We start from the raw sequence: 21869 nt of genomic DNA on the forward strand, positions 1-21869 counted from the left end.
ACACTCAACCCTCTCCCAACATGTTACAAATGATGGTTTCCAAGCGCATTGGGCGCCGGCAGTTTCACTTCACAGTTCAGGGCCCAAATTTTCACGAAGTGGTGGCTGAATATGACCGCCTAAGCTTTCCTGATGTAGCTAAGTGCGGTATCTGCGGTTCGGATAACCTCGACCTGACGGCCCGCGTCGCCCAGGATAAATTCAAGTATACTTCTGTGAAGTGCATTGATTGCCGGGCCGATGTCACCTTCGGAAAACGGCAGGACGATGATCAAACTGTGTTTTTGCGAAAAACCGAAGATGGCAAGCTCGATTGGCGAGCCTGGGAAAAAGCTGAAAAATAGCGGTGTTCTAACCGTTATGTAGGCGTCAGTACCTTAAAGCCGCCGAAGTGGCCTAGCGCAGCAGTTCAATTTTTTAGGAAATACTGAGCAACAGACAATCAACTGCTCGTTGCAACGTTTAGCCCGAATCATTGCCACTGGTGTCCTAGGCCACTCCGGCGGCTTTTCTTATTCTACATGCTGGCAGATAATCCGGCTACATCTATAATCTGACTCCTGCTAATCTTCTACCTTCGTGGCATGAATTCTACTCGTCGCATGGCCCCGCTACTGGCCCCATCACTTCTGGCCGCTGATTTTGGCAATCTGCAATCCGAAACTGAGCGCCTGGCTAACAGCGCCGCCGATTGGCTGCATTTTGACGTGATGGATGGGCGTTTCGTGCCGAATATCTCTTTCGGAATTCCGGTGTTGCAGGCCGTGCACCGTCACGCCAAGCAGCCCATCGACGTGCACCTGATGATTGAGGAGCCCCAGAACTACCTCACGGCCTTCCGCGACGCGGGCGCTACCAACCTCACCGTGCATTACGAGGCCTGCACCCACCTGCACCGTGTGGTGCAACAAATTAAACAACTAGGCTGCCGGGCGGGAGTAGCCCTCAATCCGCATACGCCAGTGTGGGTGCTGGAAGACATAGCGGCCGACCTAGATCTGGTGCTGGTGATGTCAGTCAACCCCGGCTTTGGGGGACAGACGTTTATTCCGAACACCCTACGCAAGGTGGCCGCCCTGAAAGAGTTGCTGGTTGATAGTGGCTCTCAGGCATTGATTGAAATAGATGGCGGCGTAACTCTCGACAATGCCGGGGCACTGGTAGAGGCAGGGGCCGACGTGCTGGTAGCGGGCTCCTTCGTGTTTAACTCCGCTGACCCCGTGACTACGCTGGCCGAAATGCGCCAGCAGCTGACGGCCCTACTTGAGTCCGGCGACCAGGAATAACACGGATGCTGCAACGTTTCCTCTCCCGCCACACCCTGCGACTACACTTGCTCGGTCAGCCTCTGGTTGGTACGATGCTTTGTTGCGTGCTTACGGCACCGGCTGCCCTAGCTCAGCAAACTGAGCGGGTAGTAGTTTCCGGCACGCTGGTAGATGCCGCAGGTACCCCCCTTGATCAGGTGAGCGTGGGAGTGGAAGGCCAGCCTGGCGGTACCGTTTCCGATGAGCAGGGACACTTTAGTTTAAGTGTGCTACGCCCGAGTGGTGGCAAAGCGCCCGTGCTGGTAGTGCGCCGACTAGGCTACAAAACCCAACGCGTTACGCTTACCCTCACGGAGCAGCCGGAACTGCGCCTGACCCTCAGCGAGGATACTCGCTCCCTGGGCAACGTAACGGTGCGCGGCAACACCGACGCAGCTAATACCCGCGAGCAGGTCAGCATCATGACACTGGATCCGCGCTCGGCTAAGGTCATTCCTTCACCTTTTGGGGATTTCAATGCTATTCTTAAGACGCTGCCGGGTGTAACGAGCACGAACGAGCTTACCAGCACGTACTCCGTGCGGGGCGGCAACTATGAGGAGAACCTCGTGTATGTGAATGGCTTTGAGATATACCGGCCCTTCCTGGTAACGGCGGCCGCGCAAGAAGGCCTCAGCTTTGTTAACCCAGACCTGGTGAATCGGGTAGAATTCTCTACCGGGGGCTGGCAGCCCAAATTTGGCGACAAGCTGTCCTCGGTGCTGAACATTGAGTACAAGCAGCCCACTAGGTTTGGGGCGTCGGCGTCGGCGAGCTTGGTAGGGGGTACGGCCCACGTGGAGGCCGCTTCTCCCAACAAGCGCATCAGCTATCTGGCAGGCATCCGGTACAAAAATGCCCGGAATGTGCTGAGTGCGCAGCAGCAACAGCAAGGAATATACAATCCTACATTCTACGACGGGCAAAGCTTGATTACTGTTGCTCTAGGCCCCAAGGATAACCCAGAGCGAACCTCCCTTGGGCTGCTTACCACGTTTGCCCATAACAACTACCGTTTCAGCCCGGACAGTGGAGAAAGTACCTTTAGCACCTCTGCCAACCAATATACCCGGCTCAAGATTGGGTATCAGGGGCTGGAGCGGATGCAGTATGATACCTATCAGGGAGGACTGAATCTGCGCCACAACATCCGGCCTAATTTGCGGGTGGAAGCGCTGGGAGGGCTGTTGTACTCACGCGAGTTTGAGTACCGTGACGTTGAAGCTGGCTATACCCTTGGGGACGTAAATACTGACCCCGATTCAAAGGATTACAATAAAACCAGTCGGGAGCGCAGCCTTGGGTCTCGATTTGACCACTCTCGTAATTATCTCACGGCTTGGGTGGCCACTGTAGAAACCCGCGGCACTTGGTCGCCGGGGCAGGCGCACACCATTCGGTGGGGAGCGAAAGCAGGGCGGGAGAAAATCGACGATACGCTCAACGAGTACAGTTTCGTTGATTCGGCGAACTATGTGCCTGATGCTCGCCGTACGCGTCTTCGCTCAGATCTGCGGCTGGAAAGCACCCGTTATCAGGGCTACGTGCAGCACACAGTCACTTTCGATTCGTTGCGCACGCTTACGTACGGAGCCCGGTTGAATTACTGGACGGTGAACGGGCAGTTTACCGTCAGTCCCCGAGTTCAGTATTCGTTTATTAATCCTCGCCGGCGTAATGTTTCCTGGAAAGCGGCGGCGGGAGTGTACGTGCAACCTCCATTCTACCGCGAGCTGCGCGCTCAGCTTGGTGTACCCCAAAACCAAACTGGCTACCTAAACCTAGAGCTACGTGCGCAGCGCTCGTTGCACTTCATCGTTGGAAATGAGGTACGCTTCCGGAAGTGGGACCGGCCCTTTACGTTTACCGGAGAGGCCTACTACAAGTACCTCACCGACGTGGTGCCCTACGACCTTGACAACGTACGCCTGCGCTACTTTGCCAAGAATAACGCCCGCGCTTACGCCGCCGGAATTGATACACGGGTTAGTGGGGAGTTTGTGGAAGGAGTTGAGTCATGGTTTAGCCTGGGCATACTCACTACCCGCGAGAATATCGATGGCGACTCCATAAATATGTACAATGGTAATACCGTAACCGGACGCGTACCCAAAGGCTATATCCGACGCCCCTCCGATCAGCGCTTGAACTTGGGAGTGTTCTTTCAGGATAATTTGCCCAACATACCATCCGTGAAAGGCTACGTGAACTTGGTGTTTGGTACTGGCCTACCATTCAGCCCGCCGGGCTTGCCAGATCTGCGTGGTACCAACAAGCTTACTCGAAGCTACAAGCGGGTAGACATGGGCTTTTCGAAAGTGGTGGCGCTCCGATCGACTCCTCCAGCGCAGGAAGGAGGGAAACCCATACGCTTAGAAAGCCTGTGGCTAGGCCTAGAGATTCTTAATATCCTCGACGCCGACAACGTAGCTGGCTATAACTACCTGCAGGATTTGAACGGGCAGACTTACTCAGTGCCCAACTTTCTCTCACGGCGGGTAGTGAACCTGCGCGCCATTGTGCGGTTCTAGCCCTTGGTTTAAGTCAGCATCCGTAGTCACAGTTATAGCCTAGATTGGCAAACAACCACAGATAGAGGCCTACCGCTACCGGAAACAGCAACCCGGCTAGTATTCTGCTGCCTGGCGGTTCAGCCCGTTGGCGCCTCAGCATGTAAACTATATAACCGAAGACCGGCAGCAGCCCCATAAACAGAAAGGCATGAATGACGCCTTGACCCTCCGCATCATGGGAGCCGCCCGCAAATAGTTTGGTGCCGGCATCTTGCAGGCAAATGAGCAGCGCCAGCAGCCCCACCCGTAGCAGATTCTGAGAGTACTGACTGTGTCGGGGCAGCAGCCAGCCGGTGAGAGCCATGAGCACCAGGGGCGTTAGTACAATTCCGGAGGGACCATAGTAGTGGCCTAGCAGGATATTGGCTACCATTAGTGCGCTACTCAGCAGCAGGCTAATTGCCAGTGGCCTAGCGTGAGGGAGGTTAGGCATCGCGGTGCACGTCTTTGAAGCGCAGCATGGGCAGCAGTTGCTCCTCCTTTTCGGCGTCGAACCCGCAGGTAGACTGAAATTGCTTGGGGTTGTGGTAGGTGCCGAATAGCCAATCCCACACCACTAGGTCGCCGTAGTTGTGGCTGTGCTTTTGGTACTCGTGGTGAATCCGATGCATCTCGGGGCGCTGGAAAATATAGCCCACCCACTGCGGGGTCCGGACGTTGGTGTGGTAGAAAAACTCACCAAGCGCCGTGCACAGTGTGTATACTGCTCCCGCGGCCGGGCTCAGCCCTAGCAGCGTATAAACCAGTAGGCCACCCAGCAGGGAGTTGACGGTCATTTCTAGGGGGTGCTTGTAGAAAGAGGTAATGACCTCAATGCGCTGGGGGCTGTGGTGAATTTGGTGAAAGTGCAGCCAGAGAAAGTCTTGCGTATGGCGCCAGCGGTGCCACCAGTAAAATACAAAGGTGGCCACCACGTAGGCCAGTAGCCCGCCCACCATGGGTCCTACGTGCTCAGAAAGGTGGAAAACCGAATAAGCCGAAAACCACTGTTCCCAAGTAATTCCTGCGACAAGCACTACTAGCAACTGCGCCAGATTAATGGTGAGCACTCGCACCGGCCAGGTGGGCACCCGGGGCAACTTCCAGCCGGGCAGCAGCCGTTCCAGCACCACGCAAAACAGAAAAGCGCAAAAAATAACCGTGAGCAGCGGGGGCGGGCTCCAAGAAAATAAGCTGGTAACGCACAGCACTAGGCCAGGTAAGGCAGAAAACATAGGACAAGGAGTTGGGTAAAACCATGTCCAAAAGTGCTGGGTATGCCACTCAATGCGCTTGATCTACATCAAGTTCGACGGGCCCGTAGGCGGCTGAGGGTTTCGGGCGTCAGGCGCAGGTGGGAAGCAATCAGCTTGAGGGGCACGCGCTGGAAAATGTCGGGAAAATCTTGTTGCAGCTGGTCGTAGCGCTCGGCGGCGGAATACATGCGCAGGTGCAGGGCCCGCTGCTCACTCAGCACGTAATACTTTTCCGTGAGCGTACGTCCTATAAAGTTGAACTCCGGAAAACGACTGTAGAGCTCCTGCAGATGCGAGTGGCCTAGCGTCCAGACCACGCACGGCGTTAGGGCTTGGATGTACTCGTGGGAGGGCTGCCCGGAAAAGAAGCTCAGGATAGAAATTACGAAGTCGCCTTCCTTCGTGAACCACGAGGTCATTTCCTTGCCGTCCTTCAGGTAATAGCCCCTAACCACGCCCGTTTCCAAAAAATAAATTCGGTTGGCTACTTGCCCCGCCTGCAGCAGATGCTGCTGTTTGGTTAGTTCCTCTCGTTGCGCAAGCTGCCGCAAGGCCGTCCGCAACGACTCCGAGAGAGGATGAATGGCATCACAAACGGCTAATAAGTTGTCCATAGGAAGGCGGCTAGGCCAGTCAGAAGCAGTCTGGCCCTCGAAGCTACGACAGCCAAGCATAAGGCACCGCCACCTTCGACTGAATAAAAAAACCGTCATTCTCCGCAGAAAGTGACGCTTTTCTTGCTTATTAGCCTAGCCGTGGCCTAGTAGGCTTTGGCCTGCCATTCGGTGAGGGCGATGCGCATGTTGGGTAGCTGCGGCTTGAGTGTTTCATCTTTGTCTACCAGCTTGATGGCTTTACGGGCGTACACGATGGCCGTGCCGAAGTCTTGCTGCTGAGCCAGCAGGCGGGCCTTAATCCAGTTGTTGGTAGCCACATCCTGCAGCTTCAACGACTCATTTATATAGGTGAGGGCGCGCTCCGGTTGCAGGTTGTTTTGCACTAGGTAGTCGGCGGCCTGGGCTAGCAGCTGCCAGTCGTTGGGTTTTTGCTGGAGCACCTGCTCAATGCTGCTGAGCACCTGTTTATGCACCTCCGTTTCAATGGGCAGCACAATGGTTCGTTTCTCCCAGGTCAGGTTGAGGTGAGCCCCGGTGGGCTGCACATCTGAAAACCAATAGAGCAGGGTTTCATGGAAGGGGGCTGTTTCGGGCATCACCGGAATGCGAATGACATCGGCGTTGGCATCGTAGCCCTCCGTGCCCCAGTGGTTGATAACCCGGTTCAGAATCAGCTCCCATTCCCGGTCGGCGTGGGGCAATACATAGATAGAATACTGACCCGCTACCACCGTCTGCCCCCGTAGCACTACGGGCGTGGAAAAACGAATGATGGTGTTTTCGTTGGCACCCGCGCGCCACACCTGCTCGTAGGGCACTAGGCCACCCCATACGGTGCGGTTACGCACGTTGGGGGCATGGTAATCTACCACCACCTCCGTCAGGCCAATATTTTGGGAAACCAGAGCGTGCGGACTCGCCTGGGGCAGGGGCAGGAGCACGGGCTGAGCATTCTCCGGCGCATTGGTGCTGGGCGTTATAGAAGCGGGCGTCGGTTCTGAAACCGTTTGGGCCAGCGCTCCGCTGGTACCGATTAGCATAAGACTGATACCTAGACCCACGCGAGCCAATAACCGGTCTTTCAACATGTGCAAAGCAATAAGAAGTGAGCAGGCTGCCATCCGGCAGTTTAGAGCAATACCATGGATTGTACTGCCCGAAACAATGGTGCCAGATTTCAGTTAGAAAGTCATTGATAACGCAAAGGAAGGTCTTTGATGTAAGTTTTTGCTTGAAAAGTTTTCATCCTACCGTCCGGCGCGTACATTTGCCTCGCTATTCAGCCTTTTATGTCCTTCAACGCGCAACACATTTGCTCACTTTGCCACATGGCTGCCCCCACGCTGGGCACCCTGGCCGGGCTGCGCGCGGTGCATCATCATGTGCACGGGCATCATTCCTCTTTCTAGAGGAATATACGCATCATATTGACCCCGTTGGGCGAACCGCACTAGGTTCCCCGGCCCCCGAAAAGTGGTGGCCCCGGCCGAGTATGGCCGCTGTGCAACGCTGGGGTCTCCCTCGTAGTTCTTCCGAAATTTTCTTGACTTAACGGTCGTGCCTCGAGCTTACGCCGTTTGGCCACGTAGCCTCCCTCATTTCCTCCTTACCCATATGATTCGTCTTGCCATCCAGAAATCGGGCCGATTGAGCGAAGATTCCCTCAACCTGATTCGTGAATGCGGCATCAGCTTCCAAACCAGCTCCTACAAGCTCAAAACCGAAGCCACCAACTTCCCCCTCGAAATTCTGTACCTGCGCGACGATGATATTCCGGGCTACGTGCAGGATGGCGTGGCTGATTTAGGCATCGTAGGTCAAAATGTGCTGGTGGAAGCCGGCATGCCCGCGCTGGAGTTGGAGCCGCTGGGCTTCAGCAAGTGTCGGCTGAGCCTGGCCGTACCCCGCGCCGCCGGCTACGACTCGGTGCTGGACCTGCAGGGCAAGAATATTGCTACCTCATACCCCCAGATTTTGGGCGCCTACCTGGCCGAGCGTGGCGTGAAAGCCAACCTGCACACTATTAGCGGCTCGGTAGAAATTGCCCCCAGCATCGGGCTGGCCGAGGCTATCTGCGACATTGTAAGCAGCGGCTCTACCTTGTTAGGCAACGGCCTACGTGAAGTAGAAACCGTATTCCGCTCCGAAGCAGTATTGATTGCCAACCAAAACTTGTCGGCTGAAAAGCGGGAGATTTTGGAGCAGCTGCAGTTCCGGATGCAGGCTGTGCGCCGCGCCCGCCGCAACAAGTATATTCTGCTGAACGCGCCCACGGCTTCGCTCGATGCCGTGAAGGCCTTGCTGCCGGGTATTAAGTCGCCGACGGTCACGCCGCTGGCCGAGGAAGGCTGGGTGTCGGTGCAGTCGGTGGTGAACGAAGACGACTTCTGGCACATCACGGGCCAGCTGAAGGCCGTGGGTGCCGAGGGCATTCTGGTGCTCCCCATTGAGAAAATGATTTCATAGGGTGTATGAGCTTAGTGAATTGGGGTCTTGGCTATTGGGTTAAGTTGTGTCAGTAATCCACCACAAAGCAAGGCCTAATTCTCAAAGCAACGCGGCGTGTAAGAACGCTACCCAAGACCCTATCAAACCAAGATCCTAAGACCCCAAAGCAACGGATGCAAGTTTTTCAATATCCCAGTCAGACGCAGTGGGCCGCCCTGCAGCAGCGCGCCGCGGCCCAGGAGGCGCAGGAGATAGAGCAGCGCGTGCAGGCCATCTTTCAGGATGTTCGCCAGCGCGGCGACGCAGCTCTGCGCGACTACGCCCAGCAGTTTGATGGTGTGCAACTGCAGGATCTGCGCGTAACGCCCGAGGAGATTACGGCCGCCGTAGCCCAGGTACCGGCCGAATTGCAAACTGCCATCCGGCAGGCGCACGCCAATATCTGGAAGTTTCACGCCACCCAGCGCACTGAGGAAAAGCCCGTCGAGACGATGCCGGGGGTAACGTGCTGGCGCCGCTCGGTGCCGGTGCAGCGGGTAGGCCTCTACATTCCGGGCGGTACCGCGCCCTTGTTCAGCACTTTGTTAATGCTAGGCGTGCCGGCTCGGTTGGCCGCGTGCCCGGAAGTGGTACTCACCACGCCCCCTCAGAAAGACGGCTCCGTAAATGCGGTTATTCTGTTCACGGCTCAGCTGCTTGGCATTAGCACCATTATTAAAGCGGGCGGGGCCCAGGCCATTGCCGCTCTCACCGGCGGAACCGACTCAGTTCCGGCTGTAGATAAAATCTTCGGCCCCGGTAACCGCTACGTGACTGCGGCCAAGCAATTGGCAACCCGCCACGGCGTAGCCATCGACATGCCGGCCGGCCCCTCGGAAGTGCTCGTTATTGCGGATGAAACGGCTAATCCCGCTTTCGTAGCGGCCGACTTACTCAGTCAGGCCGAGCACGGACCCGACTCCCAGGTAATTCTGGTATCCGATTCGATGGCCGTAATTGAGCAGACCCAAGCTGAAATTGAGCGTCAGCTGGCCTCTCTGCCGCGGGCGGCCGTTGCCACCCAGGCCCTGACCGAAAGCCGAGCCATTCTGCTGCGCACCCCCGAAGACATGCTCTACTTCTCGAATCAATATGCTCCTGAGCACCTGATTCTGGCCGTGCGCAACCCCGAGCAATTAGCCGAAGGCGTTACCAGCGCCGGCTCTGTATTCCTAGGCCACTACACCCCCGAAGCGGCCGGCGACTACGCCTCTGGCACTAACCACACGCTGCCCACCAACGGCTACGCCCGGAACTACAGCGGGGTCTCGCTTGATTCTTTCTTGAAGAAAATCACGTACCAGCGTATCACCGCCGAAGGCTTGCTCAACGTGGGGCCAGTAGTAGAAACCATGGCCGAAGCCGAAGGCCTGAGCGCCCACGCCCGCGCCGTGACCCTGCGCCTGGAAGCCGTAGCCCGCACGCTGGAGTAGAACCTCACTAGGTGTTGTGTTGAACGCATTTCGCTCGAACCATATTTTCACTGGCCTAGGCCAGTACGGGAGTGGCACCAATAGCAATCCGTGCCATCCGATAAATCCGTCTAAATCCGTGATTCATGTTTGACCTACCCAGCCTCGTTCGCCCCAATATTCGGGCAATGAAACCTTATTCTTCGGCCCGCGACGAATTTCAGGGCGAGGCGCATGTGATGCTCGATGCCAACGAAAACAGCCTGGGCAGCGCCGGCCCCGAGCGGTTCAACCGCTACCCTGACCCGCTGCAGCGCGCCGTGAAGGTGGAGCTGGCCAAGCTGAAGGGCGTAGCCGAAAACGAGATTTTCCTCGGCAACGGCTCCGACGAAGCCATTGACCTGCTGGTGCGCCTGGTGTGCATTCCCGGTCAGGATAGCATCCTTATTCTGCCGCCCACCTACGGCATGTATGAGGTGGCGGCCAATCTGAACGACGTGCGCTTGGAGCGTCAGCCGCTGACGCCCGACTTCCAGATTGCCCCGGAAGCTATTGCGCAGATTAATGCCTCCGACGCGAAAATCGTATTCCTCTGCTCGCCCAACAACCCCACCGGCAACCTGCTGCACGCCGAAGCCATTGAGCAAATTTTGCGCGGCTTCCGCGGGCTGGTAGTAGTGGATGAGGCCTACGCTGATTTCGCGGCCGCGCCCAGCTGGACGACGCGCTTGGCGGAGTTTCCCAACCTGGTGGTGATGCAAACCTTCTCCAAAGCCTGGGGCTTGGCGGGCCTCCGCCTGGGCATGGCCTTCGCCTCGCCTGAGATTATCGGCTACCTCAACAAAATCAAGCCTCCTTATAATATATCGGAAGCCACGCAGCAGCACGCCCTGGCGGCCCTGCAGGATGCGCCCCGCTTCGAGCAAATGCGTGAGCAACTCCTCGTCGGCCGAGACTGGCTGGCCGAGCGGCTCCCGTCGCTGAGCATCGTGGAAGAAGTATTCCCTTCGGATGCCAACTTCCTGCTGACGCGCTTCCGGCCCGATGCCACCGCCGTCTACGATTACCTGGTGGGCCGCGGCATCATTGTGCGAAACCGTACCACCCAGCCCGGCTGCGCCGGCACGCTTCGTCTGACAGTGGGCACGCCCCAGGAAAACGAAGAACTACTGCAAGCGCTGCAAGAATTTAAGGAGGCGTAATTTTTTGGGAGGGGCCTACGGAGTACCAAACGTTATTTCGTAAGCCACTCCTTATATATAGGAGCGTACTTTATTGACGACTCGCGGAGCTTCCGCTTCGCGCCAACAATACTCATGAAAAAAGTTCTCTTTATTGACCGCGACGGTACCATTCTGGTTGAGCCGCCCACGGATTTTCAAGTTGACTCACTCAGCCGCGAGAAATTTCAGTTTGTGCCCGGCGCCATTACGGGTCTAGCCCGCATTGCGCGTGAGCTGGATTACGAGCTGGTGCTGGTAAGCAACCAGGATGGCCTTGGCACCGACAGCTTCCCAGAGGATACCTTCTGGCCAGCCCACACCATGATGCTTGACATTCTGCGCTCGGAAGGAGTGGAGTTCGTGCGCGAGCACATCGACCGGAGCTTCCCCCACGAGAACCTGCCCACGCGCAAGCCCGGCATCGGCATGCTGCAGCAGTACCTGGGCGAAGAAGCTGGCTACGACCTGCAGCATTCCTTCGTTATCGGCGACCGACTGACAGATGTGGAGCTAGCACAAAATTTGGGCTGCCAGTCTATTTTATTAAAGCCGGAAGGGGAGGACGACGAGCGCGCCGCGTTGACTACAATGAGCTGGGAAAAAATATACCAGTTCCTGCGCTTGCCCGCGCGCACCGCAGTAGTACAACGCGACACGAACGAAACTAAAATCAGCATTGAGCTGAACCTTGATGGCAACGGTCGGCCGAGCATGCACACCGGCCTAGGCTTCTTCGACCATATGCTGGACCAGCTGAGCAAGCACTCTGGCGTCGACATGAAAATCTCGGTGCAGGGTGACCTGCACATCGACGAGCACCACACCATCGAAGACACAGCCATTGCTCTCGGCGAAGCCTTCACCCAAGCCCTCGGCGACAAACGTGGCCTGGCGCGCTACGGGTTCTTGCTCCCCATGGATGACGTGTTAGCCCAAGCCGCCATCGACTTTTCGGGCCGCCCCTGGATTGTGTGGGAGGCGGAGTTCAAGCGCGAAAAAATAGGGGATATGCCGACGGAAATGTTCTACCATTTCTTCAAGAGCTTCTCTGATGCGGCCCGTTGCAACCTCAACATAAAAGCCGAAGGCCAGAATGAGCATCATAAGATTGAGGCAATTTTCAAGGCCGTAGCTAAGTCTATCAAGATGGCGCTGGTGCGCGATGCCGGCAAGATGGAGATACCCAGCACGAAGGGTATTTTATAGTTTATCCATTTGTTTAAACAGATGGATAAAGGTCTGACCTGCTTTCCAATATACCTCCTAAAGGTATGCTGATGTCACGAAAAGCTTTCAAGCTTGATTTAGCTGGCAATAGATAGGAAGAATGACGGAATGAGCTTTTGTCCAAATGTTATAACATGTGTATAAACAAGAAATTCTTCTATTATTTCTCAAATGGAAATAGCTGTAATTGATTACAAGGGCGGCAATGTGCAGTCGGTGATTTTTGCGTTGGAGCGCCTCGGCGTGCAGGCAACATTAACGGCCGACCATGATGTAATACGCCGAGCCGATAAGGTGCTTTTTCCGGGTGAGGGAGAAGCTGCCTCAGCCATGCGGGAACTCCAGGCGCAAGGCCTCGACACCCTACTGCCCACGCTGACGCAACCCTTCTTGGGTATATGCTTGGGTATGCAGCTGCTGGGTCGGCACAGTGAAGAAGGTGGCGGTACTGATCTGCTCGGTATCCTGCCGTTTGACGTGGTACGTTTTCCGGCTTCGGCGGAGTACAAAGTTCCGCACATGGGTTGGAACACCTTGAGTAAACTTCGCTCTCCGTTATTTACCGGCCTCCAGGAAGAAGACTACGTGTACTTCGTGCACAGTTACTATGCTCCCGTAGGCCAGTATACCATTGCCCAAGGGCAATACCCCACGCCCTTCAGCGCGGCCGTGCAGCGCAAGAACTTTTACGCTGTGCAGTTCCACACCGAGAAGAGCAGCACGGTGGGCACCCGCATCCTGGAAAACTTTCTGAACCTGTAATACCGGTAATGAGGTGATGAAGTGATGAAGAAAGGAAGCTCGAAGCTTAGTCTCCCATGCTCTTCATCTCTTCATTACCTCATTTCTTCATCGCTCAATCCACATGGAAATAATCCCCGCCATTGACCTGATTAACGGCCAGTGCGTGCGCCTCACTGAGGGCGACTTCGCCCAGCAGACTACCTACGACTCCGACCCGCTAGCCGTGGCGCAGCGCTTTGAACAGCACGGCGTTAAACGCCTGCACCTAGTTGACCTAGATGGGGCCCGCGCTAAGCGCCCCGTGAACCTGCCCGTGCTGGAGCGCATTGCTCGCCACACCAGCCTGGTGGTTGACTACGGCGGTGGCCTCCAGAGCGACGAGGCCCTGCGGCAGGCCTTTGATGCCGGGGCTACCCAGATTACGGCGGGCAGCATTGCCGTGCGGGAGCCGAAAACGGTGAATAACTGGCTGCAGACGTTTGGGGCCGACAGGATAATTGTGGGCGCTGATTTCCGTGACAACCATATTTCTATCAATGCCTGGGCAGAGCAGAGTGAGCATACCCTGCAGGAGTTTCTAGGCCAGTACCTCACGGCCGGAGCCACCACCTTTATCTGCACCGATGTAAGCAAGGATGGTAAGCTGCAGGGCCCGGCCCTGGACACGTATCGGGAGCTGCGGCAGGCCTTGCCGGCGGCCCGCCTCATTGCCAGCGGCGGCGTCACAACGATAGCCGACGTGGAAGCGTTGGCCGAAATTGGCATGCACGGTGCCATCATCGGCAAGGCCATTTATGAAGGCACCATCACCCTCGACGAGCTGAAAGGCTGGTTGTAACCGCAGACCTCACACCCCATGCTAACCAAAAGAATTATCCCCTGCCTCGACGTAAAGGATGGCCGCACCGTGAAGGGCGTCCGGTTTGAGGGGCTGCGCGACGCCGGCGACCCGGTGGCGCTGGCATCACGCTACGCCCGGGAAGGTGCTGACGAACTGGTGTTCCTGGATATCACGGCTACCAACCAGAAACGGGCTACGCTGGTAGCGCTGGTGCGCGATGTGGCCCGGGAGCTGGATATTCCGTTTACCGTGGGCGGCGGTATTGGTACTGTTACCGATGTGGAGGCACTGCTGCTCAACGGGGCCGACAAAGTGAGCATTAACTCGGCCGCGCTGGCGCGGCCGGAGCTGATTGATGAGCTGGCGGCCCGGTTCGGGAGTCAGTGCATTGTGGTGGCCGCCGATGCGCGCTACAACGACGCCGACGGCTGGCAGATCTACACCCGCGCCGGCACCAATAACACTGGCCGCGACGCCGTGGAGTGGTGCCGGGAGGCCGCCGACCGCGGCGCCGGCGAAATCCTGCTGACCTCTATGAGCAACGACGGCACCAAGGATGGCTTTGCCCTGGATATCACCGGCGCCGTGAGCCGAGCCATTACTATTCCGGTAGTGGCCTCGGGTGGAGCCGGCTCCAAGCAAGATTTCACCAACGTTTTCCAGCAAGCCCACGCCGACGCCGGTCTGGCCGCTAGTATTTTCCACTTCGGCGAAATCGGCATCCGGGAGCTGAAAGAACATCTGCGCCAGGACGGCATCCCGGTCCGGCTGTAATTTTTGAGTGATGAGGTGATGAGGTAATAAGGTGAGGAAGTAAAGAACGACCTCATCATCTCCTTACTTCCTCACCCCTTCACCTCATTCCTTAGTCACTTCATCACTTAAAACAAATGGATTTCGCCAAAATGCCCGACGGGCTCATTCCCGTCATCGTGCAGGATGCCCAGACCGGGCAGGTGCTGATGCTGGGCTACCAGAACGAGGAAGCCCAGCGCGTAACCACTGAAACGGGTCGCGTTACGTTCTTTTCCCGCTCCAAGCAGCGCCTCTGGACCAAGGGTGAAACCAGCGGCAACTACCTCACCGTGGTCAGCCAGCACCCCGACTGCGACCAGGATGCCCTGCTGATTCGGGCTATTCCGGACGGGCCTACCTGCCACCGCGGTACCACCAGCTGCTTTGAGCAGGCCGAGCAGGTGGCCTACCCAACAGCGCCGGTGGGCTTTATTGCGGAGCTGGAGCGCCTGGTGCAGCGCCGCCAGCAATTCCCCGACGAGGACCCGAAGTCGTACACGGTTTCGCTGTTCAAGAAAGGCATGCCCAAAATCGCCCAGAAAGTGGGAGAGGAGGCTGTAGAAACCGTCATTGATGCCGTAGGGGGCAACCTTGACGGGCTAAAAGGAGAAGCTGCCGATTTGCTTTACCATTTGTTGGTACTGCTCACGGCGTCGGGCCTGACGCTGGAAGACATAGTGGAGGTGCTGCGTCAGCGTCACACCACCATTTCGGCGGGAGTGCGGCGGGATTAAACGCGTCTTGCCAAGCGAGTCGGCTCAGCCGACGTTACAACACAGCGACGGCGTTCAGGACATCTTGAACGCCGTCGCTGTGTTCAGGCAGTTTCGCTTACAATCGCCAGCCAAGTGCTAGGCCACCTCCGGCGTCCAGATACGCTGCTTTGGCATTCGGCTGGTTCACGGATTCACGCCGGTAGACGCAGGCGCCTACGAATGTGTCGAGCACTATACGGCGGCCTATGCCCCATTGTCGGCCCAGATACAGTTGAGGCTGCAGACCGGTAGTTTGATAGCGGCGACGGGTACCAACGGGCACGGTTGGGGAAGCCACGTATCGTTCCTCGGTACGCCGGTAGGTGCCTTGGAGCGCGAACATAGTGTACCAGCCCGTGAGAGCGGGCCGGGGCACCCGGGCCCGGAAATAATAGCGGAGTTGGAGGTCGGCGTGGTAGGAATGAGAAAGGCCCTGCAGCATTTCCGGCTGGCTCTGGCCAGCAGCATTTGTAAACCAGAGGCCGGACGTGGAGTACCGTTGGCGGAAGTAGCCTAGGCCACCCAGCAGGCTGAAACGGGGCGTTATCTGCCTTTCATACCCAGCCACCACATCGGGTTGATTGAACACGCGCACACCGGCTTTTACTACTTGGGCAGGGGGCGGTGTTAGGTTAGGTGTTGTTTGGGTTTGAGCAAGGCTAAAGGCTGGTAAACACAAGCCGACAGCCACGAAATAAGATAATTTCATAGGGACACAAACTCATTCTGATAATTGGCAGTAAGATAGGTCGCGCGGATCATTCTCTAATCGTTTTCTAATCTTAGCCTACCTTGCGCAGCTAAACGCTTGCCTCGCCTTTATGCCCCTCAACGCCTCCTATCTAGCCCAGCAAAGCCTTACGGTGCTGGTGCCAGTGTATAATGAAGAAGAAAGCCTGCAGCAGTTTGCAGTGGAGATGAATAAGTTTCTGGATCAGACGCCGGTTAAAACCACTGTTCTGTTCGTGAACGATGGCTCCACTGACGGCTCTTTGCCTATTCTGCGCGACATCTGCCGCCAGGATTCGCGTTACGAATTCATTAGCCTGAGCCAAAACCGGGGCCTGAGCACGGCAATCAAAGCCGGCATTGACCACTGCCGCACCACGCTGCTGGGCTACATCGACTCCGACATTCAGACCTCGCCGCTGGACTTCCTGAAGTTCTTTGAGTTCTTCCCGCAGTTTGATATGGTGAACGGCATCCGGGCCAAGCGCCAGGATACGTTTGTGAAGAAGCTCTCCTCCAAGATTGCCAACGGCGTGCGGCGCACCCTCATCAACGACGGCATTCAGGACACGGGCTGCCCGCTCAAGATTATGAAGATTGAGTACGCCCGCCGGATTCCGCTTTTCCACGGCATGCACCGCTTCCTGGGGGCGCTGGTGCAGCTTCAAGGCGGCAAGGTGCACCAGATGCCCGTGCAGCATTTCCCGCGCTTCGCCGGTACGGCCAAGTACAACCTCTGGAACCGCGCCTGGAAGCCTCTGGTGGATACCTTCGGGTTCCGCTGGATCCGGAGCCGCTGGAAGAACTACGAAATCGGGGAGGAGCAGCGCTCAGCGGCTGCCTCAGCCTAGCCTAGGCCACCTGTACTATGAGTACCGAACTCGTTGCCCGCATCATTGGGTTGTTGTCGCAGGGGCTGTTCAGCAGCCGCATTATTCTGCAATGGATTAAGAGCGAGCGGGCCAAGCAGGTGTTGGTGCCGGCCTTGTTCTGGCAGATCAGTCTGATATCATCCTTCCTGATGATTATCTACGGCATTCTGCGCCACGACCCGGTTATTCTGGGCGCCCAACTCATCAGCTACGGCATCTACATCCGTAACCTGCAGTTGCTGGGCGAGTGGCGTAAACTCAACGGGGTGTTCAGGGCCGGGGCCTACGTTTTTCCGCTGGCCACGCTGGTATTGTTCTTCGTGGGCACGCCCAACTTCAGCTTTCAGCGCATGCTGCACACGCCCATTCCAGGGGGCTGGCTGGCGTTGGGTGCGGTTGGCCAGACGGTATTCCTGCTCCGGTTCGTGTACCAGTGGTTGTATTCCGAGCGCAAGGGCGAATCGGTGCTGCCGCTGGGCTTTTGGGTGGTGAGCCTGGTAGGCTCCTTCCTGGTGCTGATCTACGCCTTGCTGCGCCACGACGAGGTACTGATTCTGGGTAACGTGCCCGGTATTGTGGTGTATACCCGCAACATTGTGCTCTTGCGCCGTGAGCAAGCCCAACAAGCACAAGTTCCCCTGGCCTAGGGTTTGCGCGCAACCACCTGTTTGCTACCCGTAACATGCAGGCTTGGCACCAGGGAAGCAGGCGGACATTGGTGGAAACTCGTCCGTGGATAGGCTGTAGCTGTGATCCTTCCGTATGCGCAGTAGCCCACCACTCCTCATCTGCGCCGAGCGTATATTTACGGTGCACAATCCCTTCCCATGTCCGCGGCTTCCTCACAACATCGGCACACTGTGGAAACCCTTCGCCAAAGTGAGCAGCAACAGGGGTTTCTGCTCCGACTCAGCGACCTACTTCGTTCACTGTCTGACCCGTTAGATATTCAGTACCGAGCCGCGTGTGCGCTAGGCCAGTACTTGGGCGCCAGCCGCGTAGGTTACGCTGTAGACGAGGGCGATGATGCGCACATCGTTGTCACTCGGAATTATACCCAGGAGGGCGTGCCGAGCATTGAGGGCCGCTACCACTACAATGACTACGGGCCGGAGCTACTGCGAGCGTTTAAGGAAGGTCGAACGGTGGTTCGCCCCGATATCGCCAACGATCCGACCCTTACCGCCGAGGAGAAACACGCCCATGCGGTGCTGCAACTCGGGGCCACCGTCAACGTGCCGCTGCGCAAGAACGGGCAGCTGATTGCGGTGCTGTTTATGCACTACCCCGAAGCGCATGCGTGGACCGACCAGGAGTTGACGCTGTTGGAGAAAACGGCCGATCGAACCTGGGACGCGGTAGTGCGTGCCCGCACGGAATCGGCCCTGCGCGAGAGTGAGGAGCGGTTCCGGGTAATGGCCGATGCCGTGCCCCAAATCGTTTGGATTACGGACGGGGAGGGCCGGACCGAGTTTTTCAACCGGCAGTGGAGCCGCTACACCGGCGTGGCCTATGAGGCCAGCACGGCTGCCGCGGTGGCCAGCGGGTTCGTTCATCCGGCTGATGGCCACCGCACCATGCAGGCGTTTGAGCAGGCCCGGCAAACCGGTAACGTGTTTGAGGTTGAGCACCGCATTCGTGCGGCCGATGGTACTTACCGCTGGTTTCTGGTGCGCGCTGAGCCCTTTCACGACCCTGTAAGCGGGCAGATTACCCGTTGGTTCGGCTCTTCCATGGATATTCATGACCGCAAGCAGGTTGAAGAAGCCTTGAGCCGGAGTGAAGAACGGCTGCGCAAAGCCCTATCCATTGATACGGTAGGCATTCTTTTCTTTGACCCGGAGGGCCGCGTTCATGACAGCAATGCGGCTTTTGAGCGCATGAGCGGCTTTGCGCACGCTGACCTGGCCAGTGGCCACGTGCACCTCGACACCCTGACGGCACCGGAATTTATTCCCGCCTCCCACCAGGCGCTGCAGCAACTGCGCACCGTCGGGACAAGTACGCCCTTGGAAAAGCAGTACCAGCGCCCAGATGGCTCACGCTGGTGGGGTTTATCGGCGGGCAAACGCCTGAGCGATACAGAATGTGTAAAGTTTGTGCTCGATATAACGGAGGCGAAGCGGGCGGAAGAGGCCCTTCGGCAGTCGGAACAACAGCACCAGCGCGCAAATGCGCGACTCACGCGCACCAACCAAGACCTGGACAACTTCGTGTACGCGGCTTCCCACGATCTGAAGCAGCCCATTAACAATCTGCGCGGCTTGTTCGACGAGCTTTACCGCAGTATTCAGTTCACCGATCCGGAGGAAGAACGGCTGTTGGTGCCGTTAATTCAGCAATCGTTGCAACAGCTTGGCACTACCATTGATGAACTGGCAGCGCTGGGGCAAGCGCAGCGCGCCGGCGAGGCCCTGTCCGAAACCGTCTCGCTGGCGGAGGTAACCGAAGAAGTGCTCAGCCTCCTGGAGCCGCAGACCCGGGCAGCCCGGGCCCGCATCACAACTGACTTTGCGGCTCAGTCCACCATTTTGTTTCCTCGTGCCAACTTGCGCACCGTTCTGCTCAACTTGTTAGGCAACTCCCTCAAATATGCCGACCCCCGGCGCCCATCCCGTATTCATCTCTCCATGTGGGTTGACTCCGGTCAGCCTGTGCTCGTAGTGGAGGACAATGGCCTGGGCTTCGACGCGCAGAAGTACGGTGAACAGCTGTTTCAGCTTTTCCGTCGTCTGCACCAGCACACGTCGGGCTCTGGGGTAGGGTTATACCTCGTCAACCGCATCGTGCAGGCTAACGGCGGGCACATCGAGGTCGATAGCCAGGAAGGCGCGGGGGCTACCTTTCGGGTCTGGCTCGGGGCATCTGCTTTATCGGTAGGGGGTAAGTCTTAGGGAAGCTTTAAGAGAGGAGTTACGCCAGTGGGTCCTGGGCATCTATCCACTCCACAAACTGTCGTAAGCCATCGGCTAGTGGGGTCTTCGGAGCGTAGCCCAGCAAGTGCTGGGCCTTGCTGATATCGGCGTAAGTAATATCGACATCGCCGGCCTGCATGGGCTGGAACTCCAGCTGCGCAGCGTGGCCTACGGCTTCACCCACGGCTGTAATCAGCTCGAGCAACGCAACGGGACGGTTATTCCCTAGGTTGATGGTTTCATACACCCCGTTGTGGCCTAGCAGATAGTCTACCCCGCGAGCAATGCCATCTACGGTATCTAGCACGAAAGTGTAGTCACGGGCCGTAGTACCATCGCCAAATACTGGAATAGGCTTTTCTGCCCGCAACAGGCGCACAAACTTATGAATGGCCAAGTCGGGGCGCTGGCGGGGGCCATACACGGTGAAAAAGCGGGCATTCAGCACATCCATCCCGTAGAGATGGTGGTACGTGTAGGTGAGCTGCTCCCCAGCCAGCTTAGATGCGGCGTAGGGCGAGATGCAGGCCGCGAGCAGGTTCTGTTCCTCCCGAAAAGGCTGCTCCTTGGTATTGCCGTACACGGAGGAGGAAGAAGCAAAGAACAATTTCTTGATATCGCGCAGGCGCATCCACTCCAGCAAATGGGTGGTCCCGATGACGTTGTTTTCCAGATAGGCTACAGGCTCCCGCACGGAGGGGCCCACGCCTGCCTTGGCTGCCAGGTGTACTACTACGTCAATAGGGTCGGCGGGCAGGGCATCTACCAGCGCATCGAGGCCGTGGCGAAGGTCTGCCTCGTGAAAGCTGAAGCGCGGATGCATCAGGCACTGGCCTAGGTTGGTTTGCTTGAGAGTCCGGTCGTAGAACGGATCAAAGTTATCGAGGCCTACAACGCGGTGCCCATCCTGGAGCAGCCGCTCGGCGAGGTGCGAGCCAATAAAGCCCGCGCAGCCGGTAACCAGAATGGATGCCATGCGCAGAAGCGGGAAGAAAGTTAACTCCGCGGTAAAACCGCGGGGCGCAAAGGTAACGGAATTGCCCAGCCAGCAGTTTTTCGCGTATATAATTCCTGCCGAACACTTCAGTCTTTTTTCCTTTCATGGTGTTCGGTCACTTGCCTATGCATTCTATTTTATTCCGAATGGGCAGCCGCGGGCTGCTGCCTGGGTTTTTGAGTGGCCTAGGCCTCGTTTGTACAACCGCCCTAGGTATGCCTGTTGGTACTGAAGGGCCTCCTGCGCCTGAGCCGGTTCGACCGTGGCCTCAGCCACTGGTGCTAGGCCACGCGGGTTCGGGGTTCTTTACACCCTTTATGCCGTTTAACCCGTTGCCGCCGAGTAGTCTGCGCAGCATCAATCGGGCTCTGCGCCACCAGGCCGCGGGCGTGGAAGTGGATATTCGGCTTTCTCAGGATGGGGTCCCCGTGTTGTATCACGACCATACCTTGACCTCTATGACTAACGGGCAGGGGTGTGTCAGTCAAACGTCGGCGGCAGAGTTGCAGCGGTTGCGCTATCGTGGCGGCTGGCCCTACGATTGGTTTCAACATGAACAAATCAGCACCTTTGAAACCTTGCTGGCTCAGCTTGCCAAGCGCCCCACTTTTCCCTTGCTGCACCTTGATTTGCACGAGGACGATGCATGTTCGGCCAATGATACCGCCCGCAGCCGCACATTAGCTCGCCAATTAGTGGCCTTGCTAGGCCAGTACCAGGTGCCCCTGGAGCGGGTACTTATTCTTACAAATCGTCCGGCTACCCTGGCTTACCTACGCCAACTCCAGCCCTCTGTCCCATTAGGGTTGGAGTTCACCGATGAGTTTGAGCAGGGGATGGCTAGCCTGGCTACCACCGATGTGCAGGCAGTAGTCCTGCACAAAGATGATATAAGTCCCGAGCGGGTGGCCCGCCTTCATGCGATGGGCCGCGAGGTAGTGGTCTTTGGGGGCCGCTCAGGTGCTGCCCTGAAGCGCGTGGTAGCCGCCCACCCCGACGCGTATGAGGTAGACAACGTTCGGCGGCTGCGTCACCAGCTCCGCCACGGGGGTACCTCGGGTGCGCCATCAGTGTCGTTGGTTCGGCCTGCCCAACATTAAGTCTGCGTTTTGGGGTTTAACTAGCAGGCACACACTCTTT

Annotated in this window: 21 protein-coding genes; 15 read left to right on the plus strand and 6 right to left on the minus strand. The window is 57.4% G+C overall.

The features are described 5' to 3' along the window. Positions 1–20 precede the first annotated feature (20 nt). The 3 genes from EU556_RS21190 (at position 21) to EU556_RS21200 (ending at position 3838) form a co-directional block, all read left to right on the plus strand. Positions 21–344, plus strand: coding sequence for a hypothetical protein (locus EU556_RS21190; RefSeq protein WP_210116342.1), 324 nt, complete (start codon positions 21–23; stop codon positions 342–344). A gap of 240 nt (positions 345–584) precedes the next feature. Then, positions 585–1286: a ribulose-phosphate 3-epimerase gene (gene rpe, locus EU556_RS21195; protein ID WP_394346126.1), complete on the plus strand. Its 702-nt coding sequence runs from the start codon at positions 585–587 to the stop codon at positions 1284–1286. Positions 1287–1291: 5 nt separating this feature from the next. Beyond that, entirely contained in the window at positions 1292–3838 is a 2547-nt protein-coding gene (locus tag EU556_RS21200) for a TonB-dependent receptor (protein ID WP_245327822.1), read from the plus strand. A 13-nt stretch (positions 3839–3851) separates the two neighbouring features. On the opposite strand, the gene EU556_RS21205 is transcribed toward EU556_RS21200, so the two are convergent. The 4 genes from EU556_RS21205 to EU556_RS21220 form a co-directional block, all read right to left on the minus strand. Next, positions 3852–4313 (minus strand): hypothetical protein, encoded by a 462-nt coding sequence (locus EU556_RS21205; RefSeq protein ID WP_135436152.1) that lies wholly within the window; start codon positions 4311–4313, stop codon positions 3852–3854. Beyond that, on the minus strand, positions 4306–5094 hold the full coding sequence (locus EU556_RS21210; protein ID WP_135436153.1) for a sterol desaturase family protein: 789 nt from the start codon (positions 5092–5094) through the stop codon (positions 4306–4308). The genes EU556_RS21205 and EU556_RS21210 overlap by 8 nt, the downstream gene beginning before the upstream one ends. Positions 5095–5162: 68 nt before the next feature. Continuing rightward, the gene (locus EU556_RS21215; protein WP_135436154.1) at positions 5163–5729 is read right to left on the minus strand and encodes a Crp/Fnr family transcriptional regulator; all 567 of its coding nucleotides are present in this window, start codon (positions 5727–5729) and stop codon (positions 5163–5165) included. 146 nt (positions 5730–5875) lie between these two features. Then, a complete protein-coding gene (locus tag EU556_RS21220; RefSeq protein ID WP_167855667.1) occupies positions 5876–6820 on the minus strand; it encodes a DUF2911 domain-containing protein in 945 nt (314 codons plus the stop codon). Between the two features lie 526 nt (positions 6821–7346). On the opposite strand from EU556_RS21220, the gene hisG reads away from it, so the two are divergent. From hisG to hisIE, 8 genes are all read left to right on the plus strand, one after another. Continuing rightward, entirely contained in the window at positions 7347–8198 is an 852-nt protein-coding gene (hisG, locus tag EU556_RS21225; protein ID WP_135436156.1) for an ATP phosphoribosyltransferase, read from the plus strand. 155 nt (positions 8199–8353) lie between these two features. Further along, positions 8354–9652: a histidinol dehydrogenase gene (gene hisD, locus EU556_RS21230; protein WP_135436157.1), complete on the plus strand. Its 1299-nt coding sequence runs from the start codon at positions 8354–8356 to the stop codon at positions 9650–9652. A 125-nt stretch (positions 9653–9777) separates the two neighbouring features. Next, positions 9778–10833, plus strand: coding sequence for a histidinol-phosphate transaminase (gene hisC / locus EU556_RS21235; RefSeq protein ID WP_135436158.1), 1056 nt, complete (start codon positions 9778–9780; stop codon positions 10831–10833). Positions 10834–10947: 114 nt separating this feature from the next. Then, a complete protein-coding gene (hisB, locus tag EU556_RS21240) occupies positions 10948–12060 on the plus strand; it encodes a bifunctional histidinol-phosphatase/imidazoleglycerol-phosphate dehydratase HisB (protein WP_135436159.1) in 1113 nt (370 codons plus the stop codon). Between the two features lie 192 nt (positions 12061–12252). Next, positions 12253–12843 (plus strand): imidazole glycerol phosphate synthase subunit HisH, encoded by a 591-nt coding sequence (gene hisH, locus EU556_RS21245; RefSeq protein WP_135436160.1) that lies wholly within the window; start codon positions 12253–12255, stop codon positions 12841–12843. Between the two features lie 103 nt (positions 12844–12946). Then, positions 12947–13663: a 1-(5-phosphoribosyl)-5-[(5-phosphoribosylamino)methylideneamino]imidazole-4-carboxamide isomerase gene (gene hisA / locus EU556_RS21250; protein WP_135436161.1), complete on the plus strand. Its 717-nt coding sequence runs from the start codon at positions 12947–12949 to the stop codon at positions 13661–13663. A gap of 18 nt (positions 13664–13681) precedes the next feature. Next, positions 13682–14440 (plus strand): imidazole glycerol phosphate synthase subunit HisF, encoded by a 759-nt coding sequence (gene hisF, locus EU556_RS21255; protein WP_135436162.1) that lies wholly within the window; start codon positions 13682–13684, stop codon positions 14438–14440. Positions 14441–14556: 116 nt separating this feature from the next. Then, positions 14557–15195 (plus strand): bifunctional phosphoribosyl-AMP cyclohydrolase/phosphoribosyl-ATP diphosphatase HisIE, encoded by a 639-nt coding sequence (gene hisIE / locus EU556_RS21260; RefSeq protein ID WP_135436163.1) that lies wholly within the window; start codon positions 14557–14559, stop codon positions 15193–15195. Between the two features lie 97 nt (positions 15196–15292). On the opposite strand, the gene EU556_RS21265 is transcribed toward hisIE, so the two are convergent. Next, entirely contained in the window at positions 15293–15925 is a 633-nt protein-coding gene (locus EU556_RS21265; protein WP_135436164.1) for a hypothetical protein, read from the minus strand. A 112-nt stretch (positions 15926–16037) separates the two neighbouring features. On the opposite strand from EU556_RS21265, the gene EU556_RS21270 reads away from it, so the two are divergent. The 3 genes from EU556_RS21270 (at position 16038) to EU556_RS21280 (ending at position 19711) form a co-directional block, all read left to right on the plus strand. Next, positions 16038–16796: a glycosyltransferase gene (locus tag EU556_RS21270; protein ID WP_135436165.1), complete on the plus strand. Its 759-nt coding sequence runs from the start codon at positions 16038–16040 to the stop codon at positions 16794–16796. Between the two features lie 17 nt (positions 16797–16813). Then, the gene (locus EU556_RS21275) at positions 16814–17464 is read left to right on the plus strand and encodes a lipid-A-disaccharide synthase N-terminal domain-containing protein (RefSeq protein WP_135436166.1); all 651 of its coding nucleotides are present in this window, start codon (positions 16814–16816) and stop codon (positions 17462–17464) included. 213 nt (positions 17465–17677) lie between these two features. Further along, a complete protein-coding gene (locus EU556_RS21280) occupies positions 17678–19711 on the plus strand; it encodes a PAS domain S-box protein (protein ID WP_210116343.1) in 2034 nt (677 codons plus the stop codon). Positions 19712–19730: 19 nt separating this feature from the next. Here EU556_RS21280 and EU556_RS21285 read toward each other — a convergent pair whose 3' ends face one another. After that, entirely contained in the window at positions 19731–20708 is a 978-nt protein-coding gene (locus tag EU556_RS21285; RefSeq protein WP_135436168.1) for a GDP-mannose 4,6-dehydratase, read from the minus strand. Between the two features lie 236 nt (positions 20709–20944). On the opposite strand from EU556_RS21285, the gene EU556_RS21290 reads away from it, so the two are divergent. Then, positions 20945–21829, plus strand: a complete 885-nt coding sequence (locus tag EU556_RS21290) for a glycerophosphodiester phosphodiesterase (RefSeq protein ID WP_210116344.1) — start codon at positions 20945–20947, stop codon at positions 21827–21829. Positions 21830–21869: the final 40 nt, after the last annotated feature.

The organism is Hymenobacter fodinae (assembly GCF_004745825.1).
GTDB lineage: Bacteria > Bacteroidota > Bacteroidia > Cytophagales > Hymenobacteraceae > Hymenobacter > Hymenobacter fodinae.

Bases quoted from the DNA above. Each gene is read 5' to 3' on its own strand.
- EU556_RS21190 (WP_210116342.1), top strand. From the start codon at position 21: ATGTTACAAATGATGGTTTCCAAGCGCATTGGGCGCCGGCAGTTTCAC.
- rpe (WP_394346126.1), top strand. From the start codon at position 585: ATGAATTCTACTCGTCGCATGGCCCCGCTACTGGCCCCATCACTTCTG.
- EU556_RS21200 (WP_245327822.1), top strand. From the start codon at position 1,292: ATGCTGCAACGTTTCCTCTCCCGCCACACCCTGCGACTACACTTGCTC.
- EU556_RS21205 (WP_135436152.1), bottom strand. From the start codon at position 4,313: ATGCCTAACCTCCCTCACGCTAGGCCACTGGCAATTAGCCTGCTGCTG.
- EU556_RS21210 (WP_135436153.1), bottom strand. From the start codon at position 5,094: ATGTTTTCTGCCTTACCTGGCCTAGTGCTGTGCGTTACCAGCTTATTT.
- EU556_RS21215 (WP_135436154.1), bottom strand. From the start codon at position 5,729: ATGGACAACTTATTAGCCGTTTGTGATGCCATTCATCCTCTCTCGGAG.
- EU556_RS21220 (WP_167855667.1), bottom strand. From the start codon at position 6,820: ATGTTGAAAGACCGGTTATTGGCTCGCGTGGGTCTAGGTATCAGTCTT.
- hisG (WP_135436156.1), top strand. From the start codon at position 7,347: ATGATTCGTCTTGCCATCCAGAAATCGGGCCGATTGAGCGAAGATTCC.
- hisD (WP_135436157.1), top strand. From the start codon at position 8,354: ATGCAAGTTTTTCAATATCCCAGTCAGACGCAGTGGGCCGCCCTGCAG.
- hisC (WP_135436158.1), top strand. From the start codon at position 9,778: ATGTTTGACCTACCCAGCCTCGTTCGCCCCAATATTCGGGCAATGAAA.
- hisB (WP_135436159.1), top strand. From the start codon at position 10,948: ATGAAAAAAGTTCTCTTTATTGACCGCGACGGTACCATTCTGGTTGAG.
- hisH (WP_135436160.1), top strand. From the start codon at position 12,253: ATGGAAATAGCTGTAATTGATTACAAGGGCGGCAATGTGCAGTCGGTG.
- hisA (WP_135436161.1), top strand. From the start codon at position 12,947: ATGGAAATAATCCCCGCCATTGACCTGATTAACGGCCAGTGCGTGCGC.
- hisF (WP_135436162.1), top strand. From the start codon at position 13,682: ATGCTAACCAAAAGAATTATCCCCTGCCTCGACGTAAAGGATGGCCGC.
- hisIE (WP_135436163.1), top strand. From the start codon at position 14,557: ATGGATTTCGCCAAAATGCCCGACGGGCTCATTCCCGTCATCGTGCAG.
- EU556_RS21265 (WP_135436164.1), bottom strand. From the start codon at position 15,925: ATGAAATTATCTTATTTCGTGGCTGTCGGCTTGTGTTTACCAGCCTTT.
- EU556_RS21270 (WP_135436165.1), top strand. From the start codon at position 16,038: ATGCCCCTCAACGCCTCCTATCTAGCCCAGCAAAGCCTTACGGTGCTG.
- EU556_RS21275 (WP_135436166.1), top strand. From the start codon at position 16,814: ATGAGTACCGAACTCGTTGCCCGCATCATTGGGTTGTTGTCGCAGGGG.
- EU556_RS21285 (WP_135436168.1), bottom strand. From the start codon at position 20,708: ATGGCATCCATTCTGGTTACCGGCTGCGCGGGCTTTATTGGCTCGCAC.
- EU556_RS21290 (WP_210116344.1), top strand. From the start codon at position 20,945: ATGCCTGTTGGTACTGAAGGGCCTCCTGCGCCTGAGCCGGTTCGACCG.